9 protein-coding genes are annotated in these 15614 nt (G+C 69.8%); all 9 read right to left on the bottom strand.

Going from position 1 to position 15614, the window contains the following annotated elements:
• Positions 1 to 3 precede the first annotated feature (3 nt).
• Positions 4 to 2199: an aldehyde oxidoreductase molybdenum-binding subunit PaoC gene (paoC, locus tag ACLB1G_RS25855; protein ID WP_491630141.1), complete on the bottom strand. Its 2196-nt coding sequence runs from the start codon at positions 2197 to 2199 to the stop codon at positions 4 to 6.
• A 3-nt stretch (positions 2200 to 2202) separates the two neighbouring features.
• A complete protein-coding gene (locus ACLB1G_RS25850; protein ID WP_491630140.1) occupies positions 2203 to 3153 on the bottom strand; it encodes an FAD binding domain-containing protein in 951 nt (316 codons plus the stop codon).
• Positions 3150 to 3815: an aldehyde dehydrogenase iron-sulfur subunit PaoA gene (paoA, locus tag ACLB1G_RS25845; protein ID WP_491630139.1), complete on the bottom strand. Its 666-nt coding sequence runs from the start codon at positions 3813 to 3815 to the stop codon at positions 3150 to 3152. The genes ACLB1G_RS25850 and paoA overlap by 4 nt, the downstream gene beginning before the upstream one ends.
• An 87-nt stretch (positions 3816 to 3902) precedes the next feature.
• Positions 3903 to 4973 carry an alpha/beta fold hydrolase gene (locus ACLB1G_RS25840; protein ID WP_491630138.1) on the bottom strand — a complete coding sequence of 357 codons (1071 nt, stop codon included), beginning with the start codon at positions 4971 to 4973 and terminating at the stop codon, positions 3903 to 3905.
• A gap of 68 nt (positions 4974 to 5041) precedes the next feature.
• Positions 5042 to 6688 (bottom strand): non-ribosomal peptide synthetase, encoded by a 1647-nt coding sequence (locus ACLB1G_RS25835; protein ID WP_491630137.1) that lies wholly within the window; start codon positions 6686 to 6688, stop codon positions 5042 to 5044.
• Positions 6685 to 8421, bottom strand: coding sequence for a non-ribosomal peptide synthetase (locus tag ACLB1G_RS25830; RefSeq protein WP_491630136.1), 1737 nt, complete (start codon positions 8419 to 8421; stop codon positions 6685 to 6687). Before ACLB1G_RS25830 ends, ACLB1G_RS25835 begins: the two co-directional genes overlap by 4 nt.
• Before the next feature lie 12 nt (positions 8422 to 8433).
• Positions 8434 to 9357: a hypothetical protein gene (locus ACLB1G_RS25825; protein WP_491630135.1), complete on the bottom strand. Its 924-nt coding sequence runs from the start codon at positions 9355 to 9357 to the stop codon at positions 8434 to 8436.
• 26 nt (positions 9358 to 9383) lie between these two features.
• Entirely contained in the window at positions 9384 to 10163 is a 780-nt protein-coding gene (locus tag ACLB1G_RS25820) for a thioesterase II family protein (RefSeq protein ID WP_491630134.1), read from the bottom strand.
• A 45-nt stretch (positions 10164 to 10208) separates the two neighbouring features.
• Positions 10209 to 15614: aminotransferase class V-fold PLP-dependent enzyme (locus tag ACLB1G_RS25815; RefSeq protein WP_491630133.1), on the bottom strand; the 5406-nt coding region annotated here is incomplete at its 5' end.

The raw sequence follows: 15614 nt of genomic DNA, 5'->3' as shown, positions 1-15614 counted from the left end.
ACGTTACGCATAGGCCGGCATCTTGGCCAGCAGCTTGTCCAGCGTGATGGGATAGTCGCGCACCCGCACCCCGGTGGCGTTGTAGATGGCGTTGGCCACGGCCGCCGCCACGCCGCAAATGCCCAGCTCTCCCACGCCCTTGGCTTTCATGGGCGAGGATATGGGGTCGGTCTCGTCCAGGAACACCACTTCCTGGTGCGGGATGTCGGCATGCACCGGCACTTCGTAGCCGGCCAGGTCGTGGTTGACGAAGTAGCCGAGGCGCTTGTCCACCACCAGGTCTTCCATCAGGGCCGCGCCCACGCCCATGGTCATGGCGCCTATCACCTGGCTGCGCGCCGACTTGGGATTGAGGATGCGGCCGGCCGCGCACACGGCCAGCATGCGCCGCACCCGGGTTTCGCCGGTGGCAATGTCCACGCCCACTTCGACGAAGTGGGCGCCGAAGGTGGATTCCTGGTAGGTCTTGTCCAGCTTCCCGTATTCCATCGTATCCTCGGCCGACAGTTCGCCGGCCTGCGCCAGCGGCACGCTCCTGCCGTTCGCGCTGACCGCGCCGCCGGCGAACTGCGCGCCGGCCGGGTCCAGCCCCAGCTTGGCCGCCACCGCCTCGCGCAGCTTGACGCAGGCCGCGTACACGCCGGCAGTGGAGCTGTTGCCGCCCCACTGCCCGCCCGAGCCGGCCGACACCGGATAATCGGAGTCGCCCAGCCGCACCACCACCTGGTCCAGCGCCACGCCCATCATCTCGGCCGCGGTCTGGGCAATGATGGTGTAGCTGCCGGTGCCGATGTCGGTCATGTCGGTTTCCACGATGACCTTGCCCTTGCCGTCCAGGCGCACCCGCGCGGCGGACTTCATCACCAGGTTGTTGCGGAAGGCGGCCGCCACGCCGTAGCCGACCAGCCAGCGGCCGTCACGCAGCTGGCCCGGTTTGGCGCTGCGCTGGTTCCAGCCGAAGCGCTCGGCGCCGCCGCGCAGGCAGTCGATCAGGCGCCGCTGCGAGAACGGGCGCGAGGGCTTTTCGGGATCGACCTTGGTGTCGTTCAGGATGCGGAAGGTGACCGGATCCATCTTGAGCTTTTCGGCCATTTCATCGATGGCGATTTCCAGCGCCATCAGTCCGGGCGCCTCGCCCGGGGCGCGCATGGCGTTCCCCTCCGGCAGGTCCAGCACGGCCAGCTTCATGGATGTCATGCGGTGCGCGCCCGCGTACAGCAAGCGGGTTTGCATCACGGCCGTTTCCGGCTTCCCGTCGGGCAGGTCGCCGGACCAGCTTTCATGGGCGATGGCCGTGATCTTGCCGTCGCGGGTGGCGCCAATGCGGATGCGCTGTATGGTGGCCGGACGGTGGGTGGTGTTGTTCATCATGAGGGGACGCTGCAGCGCCACCTTGACCGGACGGCCGGCGGCGCGCGCGCCCAGCGCCGCCATCAGCGCTTCCGAGCGCACGAACAGCTTGCCGCCAAAGCCGCCGCCGATATAGGGCGACACCAGCCGCACCTGGTCCTTGGCCAGGCCCAGGGTCTTGGCGACGTCGCCCTGGCCCCAGGCGATCATCTGGTTGGAGGTCCACAGGGTCAGCTTGCCGCCGTCCCAGGCCGCGATGGAGGCGTGCGGCTCCATCATGGCGTGCGACTGGTCGGGCGTGGTGTAGCTGGCGTCCAGCTTGACCGGCGCCGCCGTGTAGGCCTTGGAGAAATCGCCCACTTTGGTCTCGGGCTTGTCATCGCCGCCCTTGGGCACGGTGGCGCTGTCCTTGGCCCTGGCCAAGTCGTAGGCGCCCTGCTCCTTGCTGTACTTGACGCGCACCAGGGCGGCGGCGGCGCGCGCCTGCTCGAAGGTCTCGGCCACCACCACGGCCACGGCCTGATGGTAGTGCTGCACCTCGGGGCCGGCCAGCAGCCTGGCGGTGTTCATCCTGCCCTTGCCCAGCTTGCCCGCATTCCCGGCCGTGACCACGGCCAGCACGCCCGGCGCCCGTTTGGCGGCGCTGGTGTCTATGGAGTCGATGCGGCCCTTGGCGATGGCGGCCCCCACCACGTAGCCATAGGCGGCGTTGGGCGCGGCGGCGTGCTGCTCGTAGGCGTAGGGCGCGGTGCCGGTGGTCTTGTACGGACCGTCGATGCGGTCGACCGGCTTGCCGACCACCTTGAGCTGGTCGATGGGATTGTTGGTGGCGGGAGTGTCGAATTTCATGGCTCAGCCTTTCTGCGCTTCCGCCAGCGCGGCGGCGATGGTCCGCTGTGCCAGCGGAAGCTTGAACTCGTTTTCCGGGGTCGGCCTGGCGCCGGCCAGCAGCTGCTCGGCCACCGCTTTGGCGCCATGGCGCAGGTGGTTGTCGGCCGCCTCCACCCGCCACGGCTTGTGCGCCACGCCGCCCAGCGCAACCCGGCCGGTGCCGTCGCGCTGCACCACGGCCGCCACCGAAATCAGCGCGAACGCGTACGAGGAGCGGTCGCGCACCTTGCGGTAGATGTGGGCGCCGCCCAGCGGCTTGGGCAGGGTCACGCCGGTAATCAGCTCGCCCGGCTGCAGCGCCGTTTCGATGTGCGGCGTATTGCCCGGCAGGCGGTGGAAATCGGCGATGGGGATGACGCGCGTGGCGCCATCGGCAGCCACGGTTTCCACCTGCGCGTCCAGCAGGCGCATGGCCACCGCCATGTCGCTGGGGTGGGTGGCGATGCAGGCCTCGCTGGCGCCGATCACGGCGTGCTGGCGCGTGTAGCCGCCAATGGCTGCACAGCCGCTGCCCGGCGCGCGCTTGTTGCAGGCCTGGTTGGTGTCGTAGAAGTAGGCGCATCGGGTGCGCTGCAGCAGGTTGCCGGCCGTGGTGGCGCGGTTACGCAGCTGCATGGAAGCGCCGGCCAGCAGCGCGCGCGCCAGCACGCCATAGTCGCGCCGCACCCGTTCGTCCGACGCCAGGTCGGTGTTGCGCACCAGGGCGCCGATGCGCAGGCCGCCATCCGGCGTTGCCTCGATCTTGTCCAGCGCCAGGCCGTTGACGTCGACCAGGTGCACCGGCGTCTCGATCTCCAGCTTCATCAAGTCCAGCAAATTGGTGCCGCCGGCGATGAACTTGGCGCCCGGGGTGCGCGCGGCGGCCGCCGCCTCGGCCGGCGTGGCCGCGCGCTGGTAGGTGAAGGCCCTCATGCCGCGCCTCCCGCCACCTCGGTGATGGCGTCCACGATGTTGGAATAGGCGCCACAGCGGCAGATATTGCCGCTCATGCGTTCGCGGATTTCCTCGGCGCTCAGCCTGGGTCCGGCCACCAGGTCGGCGGTCACGTGGCTGGGCTTGCCCTGGCGGATCTCGTCCAGCACCGAGACCGCGGAACAGATCTGCCCCGGGGTACAGTAGCCGCACTGGTAACCGTCGTGCTTGACGAAGGCGGCCTGCATGGGATGCAGCTTGGCCGGCGTGCCCAGGCCTTCGATGGTGGTCACCTTGCTGCCTTCGTGCATGATGGCCAGGGTCAGGCAGGAATTGATGCGGCGCCCGTCCACGATCACGGTGCAGGCGCCGCACTGGCCATGGTCGCAGCCCTTCTTGGTGCCGGTCAGGCGCACATGCTCGCGCAGCGCGTCCAGCAAGGTGGTGCGGGTGTCCAGTTCCAGCGTGTGCGGCTGGCCGTTGATGTGCAGCGTGACCTTGCCGGTCGATGGCGGCGGCCCGGGGTCCGGCGCCGCGCCGCCGCCCTGCCCGCCCTGTTCGGCCGCCATGGCCACCGGCGGCACCGCCGCCGCCGACACCGACAGCGCGCCCGCGATCAGCAGCTCGCGCCGGGTGATTCTGATATCGCTGAGATGATCCATGTCGTCCGCATCCTCGTAGATGTTGTATCGGCCAGTACCTGGATAAATTCTAAGTGAGCTTATGAGAATACCCGCGTACGATTGAACTCAACGCAGCAGCGGCAGGATGCGCTCCTTGAGTACGCGGTACTGGGCGTCGACCATGGCCTGATTGGGGTCGTGGCCGGCGCCCGGCACCATCACCAGCGCCTTGAAAGGCGCCCGCAAGCTGTCGTAATAACGGCGCGTGACCTCCGGCGTGGTAAGCAAGTCCTCCTCACCCTGCACCAGGAATACGGGCATGGGGAAGCCCACGCCCATCGCCGGCAGGTCCACCTGCGAGAACATGCCGTCGCCGTGGCGTCCCACGAAGTAAAGGAAGGAATAGTCCTCGCCCGCGTCGTAGTCGGCCTTGGCCTGGGGCGTCGCGTATTCGGGCGCAGCCTGCCACCAGTCCTCCGGTGACGGCGTGGTGACGGCCTCCTCGTATTTGCGGATCACGCGCCGCACTTTGCCGAAGCTGCGCGGATCGGTCCAGGGCGGCGGGCCCACCGCCTCCAGCACCTGCAGCGAGGCGGCGTCGCCCGCGCCGCGCGCGCGCTCGAGCAGCCTGGCATACCCGACCGGCTGGTTCTGGCGGTAGCCCACCACCTGGGAGGCGCCCAGGTAGGCGGCGAACAGACCGGGATCGGCCTTGAGCATGTAGACCGACAGGATGGAACCCCAGGAGCTGCCGAACAGGATCACCTGGCGCTTGCCGAGACGGCGCGCCAGGTAGCCAGCCAGCTCGACGCCGTCGCGCGTGAGCTGCTCCAGCGTCAGCGGCGCATCCGGCGCCGGTCTGCTGCGGCCATAGGTCATGCCGGAGCCGCGCTGGTCCCACTGCACCACGGTGAAGTCCCTGGTCCACGGCCCGTACATGCGGTCCGAATACAGGCTGAGCGGATTGCCGGGGCCGCCATGCACCACCAGGATCACCGGATTGGCGCAGCTCTCGCCCTTGATGGTGACCCACTGTTCGATGCCGCCTATGGCCACGTAGCCCTTTTCATCGAGCCTGCCCTGCCCGGCCGCGCAGGCCGGCGCCAGGGCGGCTCCCGGCGGCGCGTGCCGGGCCGGCGCGGCGACGCATGGCAACACGATGGACAGCAGCACGGCGGCAAGGGATGGCTTCAGCATGGACGGACCTCACGGATGCGCCGGCACGCCGCCGGCCACCAGATCATACGGAATCGGCACCGGCCCGTCTAGCGCGCGCGCCTCGGGCGCGGCGGCGCCGGCAGCGCCTTGCGGTCCACCTTGCCGGCCGGGCTGAGCGGCAAGCTATCCAGCAGGGCGAACTGGGCCGGCATCATGTAGGCTGGCAGGAAGTCCTGCAGGTGGCGGCGCAGTTCGGCCAGCGGCGGCAGCGCCGCGCGCCTGGCGGCCTCGCGCGCCAGCACCACGTAGGCCACCAGGCGTGGCTGGCCCGGGACATCCTCGCGCACGGCGGCTGCCGCGTCGGTCACGGCCGGGTGCTGGCGCAGCAGGCTCTCGATCTCGCCCAGTTCGATACGCAGGCCGTTCAGCTTGACCTGGCCATCGATGCGCCCCAGGTAGTCGATCACGCCGTCGGCCCGGCGGCAGGCCAGGTCCCCGGTGCGGTACAGGCGGGCGCCGGGCCGCTCCGAATAAGGATCGGGAATGAAGCGCTCGGCCGTCAGATCGGGCCGGTTCAGGTAGCCGCGCGCCACGCACACTCCGCCGATATGCAGCTCGCCGGCCTCGCCCGGCGGCAGTTGCCGCCCCTCGGGATCCAGGATGTGCAACTGCACGTTCTGGATGGGCGTGCCGATGGCGACCCGCGCCGGACTCGGCGGACAGGCCCAGTGGCTGACCTCGATGGCGGCCTCGGTCGGCCCGTACAGGTTGCAGATCGGCGCAGCGTGCAGCGCTTGGTGGCGCCGCACCAGGTCGGCGCTGAGCGCCTCGCCGCTGCAGAACACTTGCCGCACCGAGCTGCAGGCGCTCCATTCGCCCTCGCCCAGCATCAGGGCCAGCATGGATGGCACGAAATGCAGCGCGGTCACACCCTCGCGCCGTATCACCGCCGCCAGGTAGCCGACGTCGCGGTGGCCGTCCGGGCGTGCCAGCACCAGGCAAGCGCCCGCCGTGAACGGCCACACCAGCTCCGACACCGAGACGTCGAAGCTGAACGGGGTCTTTTGAAGGAACACGTCGGCGCCGTCCAGGGGATACTGCTTCTGTATCCAGTCGATGCGGTTGACCAGCGAGCGGTGCTCTATCATTACGCCCTTGGGCAGCCCGGTCGAGCCCGAGGTGTAGATCACATAGGCCAGGTTATCCGGCGACTGGCCCGGCTGGCGCGCCGGATCGCTGTCCGGGTAGCCATCCAGCAGGGCCAGGGTATCCGGCGCATCCAGCGCCAGCAGCCGCAGCGCGGGGCTGGCCCGGCCCAGCGCCGCGGCGCGCTCCAGGACCGATACATGGGTCAGCAGGAGGCCGAAGCCGCCATTCTCTATCATGTACAGCAGGCGCTGCTCCGGGTAGCCGACGTCGAGCGGGACATAGGCGGCGCCTGCCTTGAGGATGCCCAGCAGGCCGATCACCAGCGCCGGCGAGCGTTCCGCGCACAGGCCCACGCAGGTGTCCGGGCGCACGCCCTGCGCGCGCAGGTAGTGCGCCACCCGGTTGGCGCGCGCGTTCAGTTCCGCGTAGGTCAGGCTCTGGTCCTCGAAGCGCAGTGCCACGCGCTGCGGGGTGCGCGCGACCTGGTCCTCGATCAGCTCATGGATGCAGCGCTGGTGCGGATAATCTGTGCCCGTGGCGTTCCAGGCTGCCAGCTGGGGCAGCCAGTCCACCGTCGGCGCAGGAATGTCGGATAAGGCCATCATGGTATCTGCTCCCGGTTCATGTCAAAGGCCGGCCGCCGCATGGAGGCCAGCCGCCGCAGGGTAGGCTGAGGCACCGGCAGCGCGCGGGTGTCGACCTTGCCGCTGGGGCCCAGCGGCAGCGACTTGAGCGCGACGAACAGTACCGGCACCATGTAGGGCGGCAGGAACTGCTGCAGGTGGCGGCGCAGCGCGGCGGTGGGCGGCAGCGCGTCATGCGAGGCCGCCGCCCGCGTGAGCGCCACGTAGGCCACCAGCTGCTGCTCGCCGGGAATGTCCTCGCGCGCCAGCACGCTGGCGGCCGCCACCGCCGGGTGGCCCAGCAGCCGGCTCTCGATCTCGCCCAGTTCCACGCGCAGCCCGTTCAGCTTGACCTGGCTGTCGGCCCGGCCCAGGAATTCCACGTTGCCGTCCGGGCCGAAGCGCGCCAGGTCGCCGCTGCGGTACATGCGTGCGCCCGGCTCGCCGCAGAACGGATCGGCCAAGAAGCGCTCGGCGGTGAGGTCGGGCCGGTTCAGGTAGCCGCGCGCCACGCCAGCGCCGCCGATATACAGCTCGCCGGCCGCGCCCTGCGGCAGCCGTGCGCCGTGCCGGTCGAGGATGTACAGGCGCGCGTTCTGGGTCGGCTTGCCTATCGCCACCCGCGCCAGGCCCGGATCGCGCGGACACAGCCAGCCAGTGGCCTCGATGGTGGTCTCGGTGGGCCCGTACATGTTGTACAGCGGCGCGCCGTGCAGGGCATAGTGCTGGCGGATGATCTCGGGACTGAGCGCCTCGCCGCCGCAGGTCACGAGCCGCACCGAGGTGCAGGCCGCCCAATCGCCCTCGCGTACCATCATGGTCAGCATGGACGGCACGAAGTGCACGAAGGTGACCCCCGCTTCCTGAATCAGGCTGGTAAGATGCGCCACATCGCGGTGGCCGTCGGGGCGCGCCATCGCGATGCAGGCGCCGATGGTGAGCGGCCACACCAGCTCGGACACGGCGACGTCGAAGCTGAACGGGGTCTTGTGCAGAAATACGTCGCTTTCGCCGGTGCCGAACATCTTCTGGATGCCGTCCATGCGGTTGACCAGCGCGCGGTGCTCTATCATCACGCCCTTGGGCTGCCCGGTCGAGCCGGAGGTGTAGATCACATAAGCCAGGCTGGAGGCCGACTGGCCGGGCAGCCGCGCCGGGTTGCCGTCCGGGTAAGCGTCCAGCAGGGCCAGCGTGTCCGGCGCGTCCAGCATCAGCAAGCGCGGCGCCGGGTCTCCGTGCGCCAGCGCGGCCGCCTGCCGCGCCACCGCGTGGTGCGTCAACAGCAGCGCCAGGCCGCCGTCCTCGATCATGTAGCGCAGGCGCTGGGCCGGATAGTTGGCGTCCAGCGGCACGTAGGCGCCGCCGGCCTTGAGGATGGCGAGCAGGCCCACCACCATGGCCAGCGAGCGCTCCGCGCACAGCCCGACGCGGCTGTCGGCCCGCACGCCCAGGCTGCGCAGGTGGTGCGCCACCCGGTTTGCCCGCGCGTTCAGCTCGGCGTAGGTCAGGCTGCCTTCGGCGCAGCGCACTGCGGTGCGCCAGGGTACGCGCGCGGCCTGGTCTTCCACCAGCTCGTGGACGCAGCGCTGTCGCGGAAAATCCGCGGCGGTCTCGTTCCACGCCTCGAGCTGGCGCAGCCACCGGGGAGGCAGCTGTTCCTGCTGGTACGCCTGCTCCTGGTCCTGGCAAAACGCGCTCAATGCAAGTGCGGACATGGCGGGCTCCCTTCAGGCTGCAAGGACGAAGCGGCAGCCAGCCTGCGTGGCGCTTTCCTGCGCGGCGCAGGAAAGGTGGTGGCGGATCAGGCGCTTGGTCTGCACCAGGCGCTCGTGCTCGAGGGCGCAGGCATCGGCGAAATAGGACTTCACGTCCGGCCACACCTCCGGCTCCAGGCGCGACAGATAGATGCGCTCATGCTCGGCCTCGGGGGTGTCCATGACCTCCAGGTCGAGGTCGTCCTTGTGGATCCAGACACTGGTCAGCGAGACCCGGAACTTGTCCAGGTCGGCCGGCGGCAGCGCGCCCAGGTCCTTGTCGCAGCTCTTGGAACCGTGCAGCAGATGGCTGTTGAAGACGATGGACATTCCCTCGCGGTAGTCCAGGAAGCTGCGCTTGAGGCGGTCCGTATCGCAGCGCAGCACCGGACCGGCCAGGTACATGCAGTCGGACAGTTCGCCCTTCTTCTTGCTGATGAAATGGGTGTTCTCGCGTTCCATGCGCTGGTAGATGTCGGCGTGCGCCGGGTCCTTGTTGTCGACCACGAAGATGCCCATGTCCGAGCCGTCCAGGCCAGGGATGGCGTCGCGGTATACATTGGTCCAGATGGTCAGCATGCGCGACTGGTAGCCATTGCGCGAGAAATAGTGCACGCCGCCGTCCTGGTGGATATTGTCGATGCGGCGTACGTCCCGCAGGCGCAGCTTCCATATCGAATGGTAAAGCGGTACGTAGTCGCGGTAGACCGCGGCAAAGGCGTGCGCGTAGAAGCCGCGTGTGAGCTCATGCAGGCCGATGAAGTCCTGCTGGCCGGTGATGTCGCGCCGGCCCTCGGCGCGCAGGTAGCCGAATTGGCGCTCTATGCGCGCCAGCATGTCCTGGTAGGCGCTGCTGCCGGTGTCGTGCGATACGGTATAAACGGTGCTGTCGAACATGAAATGCTCCTGGTAGGTGATGGCGGTCAGGCGGCCAGCGGGGCCGGTTCGGCGCCATGCGCCTGCTCCAGCACGCGGCGGGCGACGGCTTGCACCTCGCCGATGAAACGGGCGCTGTCGCCGTGGATGAAGAAGTGGCCGCCATCGAAGTCCACATAGGCCGGGGCCGGCGTGACCAAGCGGTTCCAGGCCCGGGCATCGGCGAAAGGCACCGCGTCGTCTTCCCGGCCGCTGAAGATGGTGACCGGCGCCGCCAGGCGCGGCTCGGGATCGAACACGCGCGACTCGCTCAGGGTGAAGTCGGCGCGCAGCATGGGCATGAACACTTCCATGATGTCGCGGTTGTCCAGGATCTCGTGCGGGGTGCGCGAATACATCTTGATCTCCCGGATGAAGTCCTCGTGCGACAGCCCTGCCATCAACGGCTTGACGCGCGGCAGGTGCATGGCGCGCGCTGCCGACAGCACCACGTGCGCCAACCGGCCCTGGCCCTGCGCCTGCAGCGCGCGCGCCAGCTCGAAGGCCAGCATGGCGCCCATGCTGTGGCCGACGAAGATGGCCGGCAGGTCCAGGTAGGGCGCGATCTCCTGGCGCAGCGCCGCCACCTTGGTTTCCAGGCAGGCGATGGGCGCGGCCGAGTAGCGGTTCTCGCGTCCCGGCGACTGCACCGCGAACACGTCGATCTCGCGCGGGAAGTGCTTTTCCCAGCCGCGGAAGATGGAAGCCCCGCCGCCCGCATAATGGAAGAAGAACAGCCGCAGCCTGGCCTGCCGGGTGTGCTGCAGCTTGATGAACCAATCCGACATGATAGTCCTCTTTGATGGTTGGGTTGGGGTAGCGGCGGCCGCGCCTCACAGCAGCAGGTCGACCTGCTCCTCTTCGGCGCCGCCGTCGATGCGCGCCGCTCCCTGTTCCGGCAGGGCGCGGATCACATTCGCGACGCCCTCGATGTCGGGATATTCGAACAGGGTGACCAGCGGCAGGCGCACCCCGAGCCGCTTGCGGATATGGTTGACCGCGGTCATGGCCAGCAGCGAGTGGCCGCCCAGCTCGAAGAAATTGCATTTGACCCCGACCTGGCCGCGCTTGAGCACCTCGCTCCAGATGGCGCACAGCTCGCATTCGACGGCGTCGCGCGGCGCCACCACTGCGGCCGGCTGCGCCTCGCCGGCGACCGGTAGGCGGGCGCGGTCGATCTTGCCGGTAGCCGTGGTAAGGAAGCCGTCCACGAACACGTACAGCTCCGGCACCATGTAGTCCGGCAGGGTGCGGCGCAATTCGCCGCGCAGGGCCAGGCCGCGCAGGGCGTCTCCTCCATGCGCTTCCGCCCCCTCCTCCAGCGCCACGTAGGCCGCCAGCCGCCCGTCCCCGGCCGGCGCCACCACTGCCTGCCGCACGCCGTCGACCCGCAGCAGCGCGGCCTCGATCTCGCCCAGTTCGACGCGGGCGCCACGCACCTTGCACTGGGCGTCCTGGCGGCCGCAGTACTGCAGGGTCCCGTCCGGCAGCCAGCGCGCGTAATCGCCGGTGCGGAACAGCCGTTCGCCGGGCAGGAACGGGTCGTCGATGAAGCGCACGGCGTTGAGCTCGGGACGGTTCAGGTAGCCCAGCGCCAGGCCCGGGCCGCCGATGCAGATCTCGCCCACGGCGCCCTGGGGCGCCAGGCCCAGGTGGCGATCCAGCAGGCGCACCCGCATGTTCTGCAGCGGCGCGCCAGCCGGCACCAGTGCCGCCTCGCTGGTGGCCGCGTGGCTGCGCACGGCCCGCAGCGCCTCGGCGGTGCCGGCCGCCGCCACGCCCTGCTCCACCAGTCCGGCGGCGATCTCCAGCTGGTCGCACAGGACTTCGCGCAGGTCGCCGAAACCGACCAGCGGATTGGAGAACACCACCCTGAACACCGTCACCGGGCTGTCGCCGGTGGGCCGGTGCAGGACCCGGGTCTTGGACACGAAGCTGCGCGCGCGCAGGAACTGCTCCTGCTGGATGGACTCCACCGCGGCGCTGATGGCGGCGTTCTCGGCCTCGTCGTAGCGGCCGTACTTCTTGCCGCGCAGTGCGGCCGGGATATAGCGGTAGTTGACGATGTTGATCTCCGGACGGCCCACCAGCTCGAACGCGTCCGAGGCCTCGACCAGGGCGGCGAAGTGCGCCGCCTGCGCCATGCTCTGGTCCACCAGCCAGCCGTAGCCCTGGCGCCCCAGCAGATGCAGGGCGGCGTGCAGCAGCAGGGCATTGGCCGGGCGCGAACCTTCCAGCGTGTGCTGGCCCATGTCGAAGGTGCCGCGCTGGGCCTGGTAGGCGGTGTGCATGGGCAGGATGCCGGTGTCCTGCGGCTCGCGGAACAGCACCAGGCTGATGCCCTGCGGCAGGTACATCTGCTTGTGGCCGCAGAAGGTCACCGTGTCGGCCTGCTCTATGCCTTTGAGCTTGCCGCGGAAGCGGGACGAAAAGCGGATCGCGCCGCCCCAGGCCGCATCGACGTGGAAGTGCAGCCGGTAGCGGCGGGCAATGGCCGCCATCTCAGGCAGCGGGTCTATGGTGCCGGTCTCGGTGGCGCCGGCAATGCCGATCAGGGCGATGATGAAGCGTCCCTCGGCGCGGCAGCGCTCTATGGTCTGCACCAGGTGCTCCATGGACAGGCGCTGCTCGTCGTCCTGGTCGATCAGCAGGATGTTGCGCTCCCCCACGCCCAGCAGGTTGGCGGCCTTGCGGATCGAGTAATGCGCCAGGCGCGAACCGATGATCACGCCCGGGCCCAGGCCGGCCTGGTGCAGCAGCGCGGTGGCGCCCTGGGCCGCGATCTCGGCCGGGCTGTGGCCCAGTGCGCGCAGGCCGCGGTTGCGGGCGCACAGCATGGCGGTGATGTTGGAGGTCGTCCCTCCGCTGGTGACCAACCCGAAATTGCTGTGCGGGTCCTGGGCATGGTCGGCGTAGGCCTGCTCCGGGAGGTCGAAGAACTGGCGGTGCACCATGGCCACCGCCTGGCGCTCGGCCAGCGACAGGCTCTTGGAAGTCTCGATCTTCACCATGTTCTGGTTCAGGATGGTGAGCACGCGCGCGAATTCGGCCATGAAGTTCGGCAGCTGCGAGGTCATGTGGCCGATGAAGCGCGGCGAGGCCACGTTGACCACGTGCGGCATCACCTGCCGGTTCAGGTAGTCCAGGTAGCGCTCGAACGGCTGGCTGGACTCCGGCGTGGCGGTGTCGCTGAACCCGGCCACCAGGCTGCCCAGGGTGACGCCGGGCGCGACCACGGCGCCGCCCAGGGCCAGCGGCGTGGCGGCGCCGTCCAGGCCGCAGGACAGCTCGACCTCGCGCGGGAAGTAGCGCATCACCTCGGCCGGCAGTCCGTCATGGACGACCTGGAAGGTGGCGTCGGCCCCGGTTTCGGTCGAGCCGTACAGGTTGACCAGGGTGGCGCGCGGCAGGCGCGCCCGCAGCCGCGCCGCCAGCGCGCCGCCCAGGGGTTCGCCGCTGCTGGCCAGGTAGCGCAGGCTGTCAAGCTGCTCCAGGTCGGGATGATCGGCCAGCAGCGCCAGCAGCGAGGGCACGGCGGTCAGGCGGGTGACGCCGTGGGCGCGCAGGTTGCCGAGCAGCAGGTCGAGGTCGCGCACCTCATGGTCGCGGACCAGCACCAGCGGGCTGCCCTGTATCAGGGGCTGGAACACCTCGGCCACGTGGTCGACGAAGTTGAGCGAGGTCTTCTGGCTGTATACCTCGCCGGCGGCAGGCGGGAATACGCGCCGCATCCAGGCCAGCCGGTTGACGATGGCGCGGTGCGGCACCAGCACTCCCTTGGGCTCTCCGGTCGAGCCCGAAGTGTAGATCACGCAGGCCGGGTCGTCCGGCCCGGCCTGCGCCAGCGGCGCGGCATCGCTGAAGGCTGCCAGCTGCGCGGCCACCGCCATGTCGTCCAGGCATACCAGTGGCGCGCGGCCCGGCGGCAGCGCGCCGGCGTGTGCCGACTCGCCCAGCACCAGCACCGCGCTGGCGTCGGCGGCCAGGAAAGCCAGGCGCGCCGGCGGATGGGCCGGATCGAGCGGCAAGTAGGCGGCGCCGCTCTTCATGATGGCGAGCATGGCGGCCACCATGGCGGCCGAACGCTCCATGCACAGGCCCACCACCGCGCCCGGTCCGGCGCCGTGACCGCGCAGCCAGCGGGCCAGGCGGTTGGCGCGCGCCTCCAGTTCGCCATAAGGCACCGCCAGCGCGCCATCCAGCAGGGCGTGCGCGTACGGCGTGGCTGCGGCCTGGTCCTGGACCAGGCCATGCACGGTAGCGGCCCGCGGCCACTCGGCGGCGCTGTCGTTCCAGGCATCCAGCAGGCGCCTGCGCTCGGCCGCCCCGAGCAGCGGGAGGTCGGCCAGTGCGGCGTCCGGCTGGGCCACGATGCCGCGCACCAGCACCTCGAAGTTGGCGGCCATGCGTTCGACGCTGGCGCGCGCGTACAGGTCCACGTTGTAGTCCCAGTCCAGGTACAGCCGTCCGTCGGCCTCGGTGACGGTCAGCTCCAGGTCACACTTGATGCCGTTATGGCTGGTTACATTGCGCTCCAGCTCCAGGCCATGGAACGCCAGCGGCTGGGCCTCGTTGTTCTGCAAGGTCAGCGTGACCTGGAACAGCGGGCTGTGGCTCATGCTGCGCTCCGGCTGCAGTTGCTCGACCAGCATCTCGAACGGGACCGCCTGGTGCTCGTAGGCGCCCAGTATCATCTGCTTGTTGCGCGCCAGTTGGGTGCTGAAGCCCGGGTTGCCGGACAGGTCGCTGCGCAGCACCAGGCTGTTGACGAACAGGCCCACCAGCGGCTCGGCGTCGCGGTGCAGGCGGCCGGCGATGGGCGCGCCGATCACGATGTCGTCCTCGCCGCTGTAGCGCTGCAGCAGCGTGGCGAAGGCGGTCTGCAGGAACATGAACAGGGTGACCTGCTGGCGCTGGCACAGGGTCTGGACCGCCGCCAGCAGCGAGCCGTCCAGGGTCTGCGCGTGGCATTTACCCTTGAAGCGCTGGCGCGCCGGACGTGGCTTGTCCAGCGGCAGGCTGTGCATGGCCGGCAGGCCATCCAGCTGTTCGCGCCAATATCCCAGGTGCCGCTCCAGGGCGTCGCCGCGCAGCTGGTCGCGCTGCCACTGGGCATAGTCGGCGTACTGCACCGCCAGCGGCGCCAGCGGTGAAGGCTGGCCCTGTGCGTAGGCGTTGTACAAGGCGTTGAGCTCGCGGAACAGGATGCCCAGCGACCAGCCGTCGGCCGCGATGTGGGGCAGGTTGAGGAACACACGGTGGCGCGCCCCGCCCAGGTGGAACAAATGGGCGCGCAGCAGCACGTCGCGGGTCAGGTCAAACGGCGCCGCCGCGTCGGCGGCAGTGATGCGCGCCAGGGCCTGCGGCTGCGCCGTCTGGTCCAGCTGCTCCAGGTCGTGTACCTGCAGCGCCAGTTCGGCGTCCTGCTGGATCAGCTGCACGGCCTGGCCTCCATCCATCGCAATCGAGGTACGCAGGGCTTCGTGGCGCTCGACCAGGGCCTGCAGCGCGCACCGCAGGGCGGCCACGTCCAGCGCGCCGCGCACCTCGAACTGCATCGGCAGGTTGTACTCTGCGCTGCCGCCCTCCAGCTGGTCGATGAACCACAGGCGCTGCTGGGCGAAGGACAGTGGCAGCGGGCCGGCGCGCGTGGCGCGCGGTATGGGCGCCGCGGCGCCGCGCCCATGACCGGACAGCGCGGCGCTCAGGGCGGCAATGGTGGGGTGCTCGAACAAGGCGCGCAGCGGCAGCTCGACCTGCAGCTGCTGGCGGATCTGGCTCAAGAGGCGGGTGGCCAGCAGAGAATGGCCGCCCGATTCAAAGAAATTGTCCTCGATGCCGACCCGCTCGCGCCGCAGCAGCTGTTGCCACAGCCGGCACAGCGCCTCCTCCGTGGCGTCGCGCGGCGCCACGTAGCGGGCGTTCTCGAGGTCGGCGCCGCTGGGCGCTGGCAGCGCGGCGCGGTCGGTCTTGCCAGTGCGGGTCAGCGGCAACGCATCCAGGAACAGGTACACTTCGGGCACCATGTAGTCCGGCAGCGCCATTTTTAGCGACTGGCGGCAGGCGGCGGCGGAGGGCGGCGCGCCCTCCGCCACGATATAGGCCACCAGCCGGCCGGGCTGCTGCTCGCCCTCCAGTGCGAAGGCGGCCACCAGCGCCTCCTTCACGCCGGGCAGCCGGCGCAGCTGCGCCTCCACCTCGCCGGCCTCGATGCGCATGCCGCGCAGCTTGATCTGGTG

Source organism: Duganella kummerowiae, assembly GCF_053572355.1.
The sequence above is the reverse complement of the archived record's forward strand: the minus strand, read 5'-3'. Positions and strand labels throughout refer to the sequence as shown.

Coding starts and splice junctions, on each gene's coding strand:
- paoA (WP_491630139.1), bottom strand. CDS start 3,815: ATGGATCATCTCAGCGATATCAGAATCACCCGGCGCGAGCTGCTGATC.
- ACLB1G_RS25850 (WP_491630140.1), bottom strand. CDS start 3,153: ATGAGGGCCTTCACCTACCAGCGCGCGGCCACGCCGGCCGAGGCGGCG.
- ACLB1G_RS25820 (WP_491630134.1), bottom strand. CDS start 10,163: ATGTCGGATTGGTTCATCAAGCTGCAGCACACCCGGCAGGCCAGGCTG.
- paoC (WP_491630141.1), bottom strand. CDS start 2,199: ATGAAATTCGACACTCCCGCCACCAACAATCCCATCGACCAGCTCAAG.
- ACLB1G_RS25840 (WP_491630138.1), bottom strand. CDS start 4,973: ATGCTGAAGCCATCCCTTGCCGCCGTGCTGCTGTCCATCGTGTTGCCA.
- ACLB1G_RS25830 (WP_491630136.1), bottom strand. CDS start 8,421: ATGTCCGCACTTGCATTGAGCGCGTTTTGCCAGGACCAGGAGCAGGCG.
- ACLB1G_RS25835 (WP_491630137.1), bottom strand. CDS start 6,688: ATGATGGCCTTATCCGACATTCCTGCGCCGACGGTGGACTGGCTGCCC.
- ACLB1G_RS25825 (WP_491630135.1), bottom strand. CDS start 9,357: ATGTTCGACAGCACCGTTTATACCGTATCGCACGACACCGGCAGCAGC.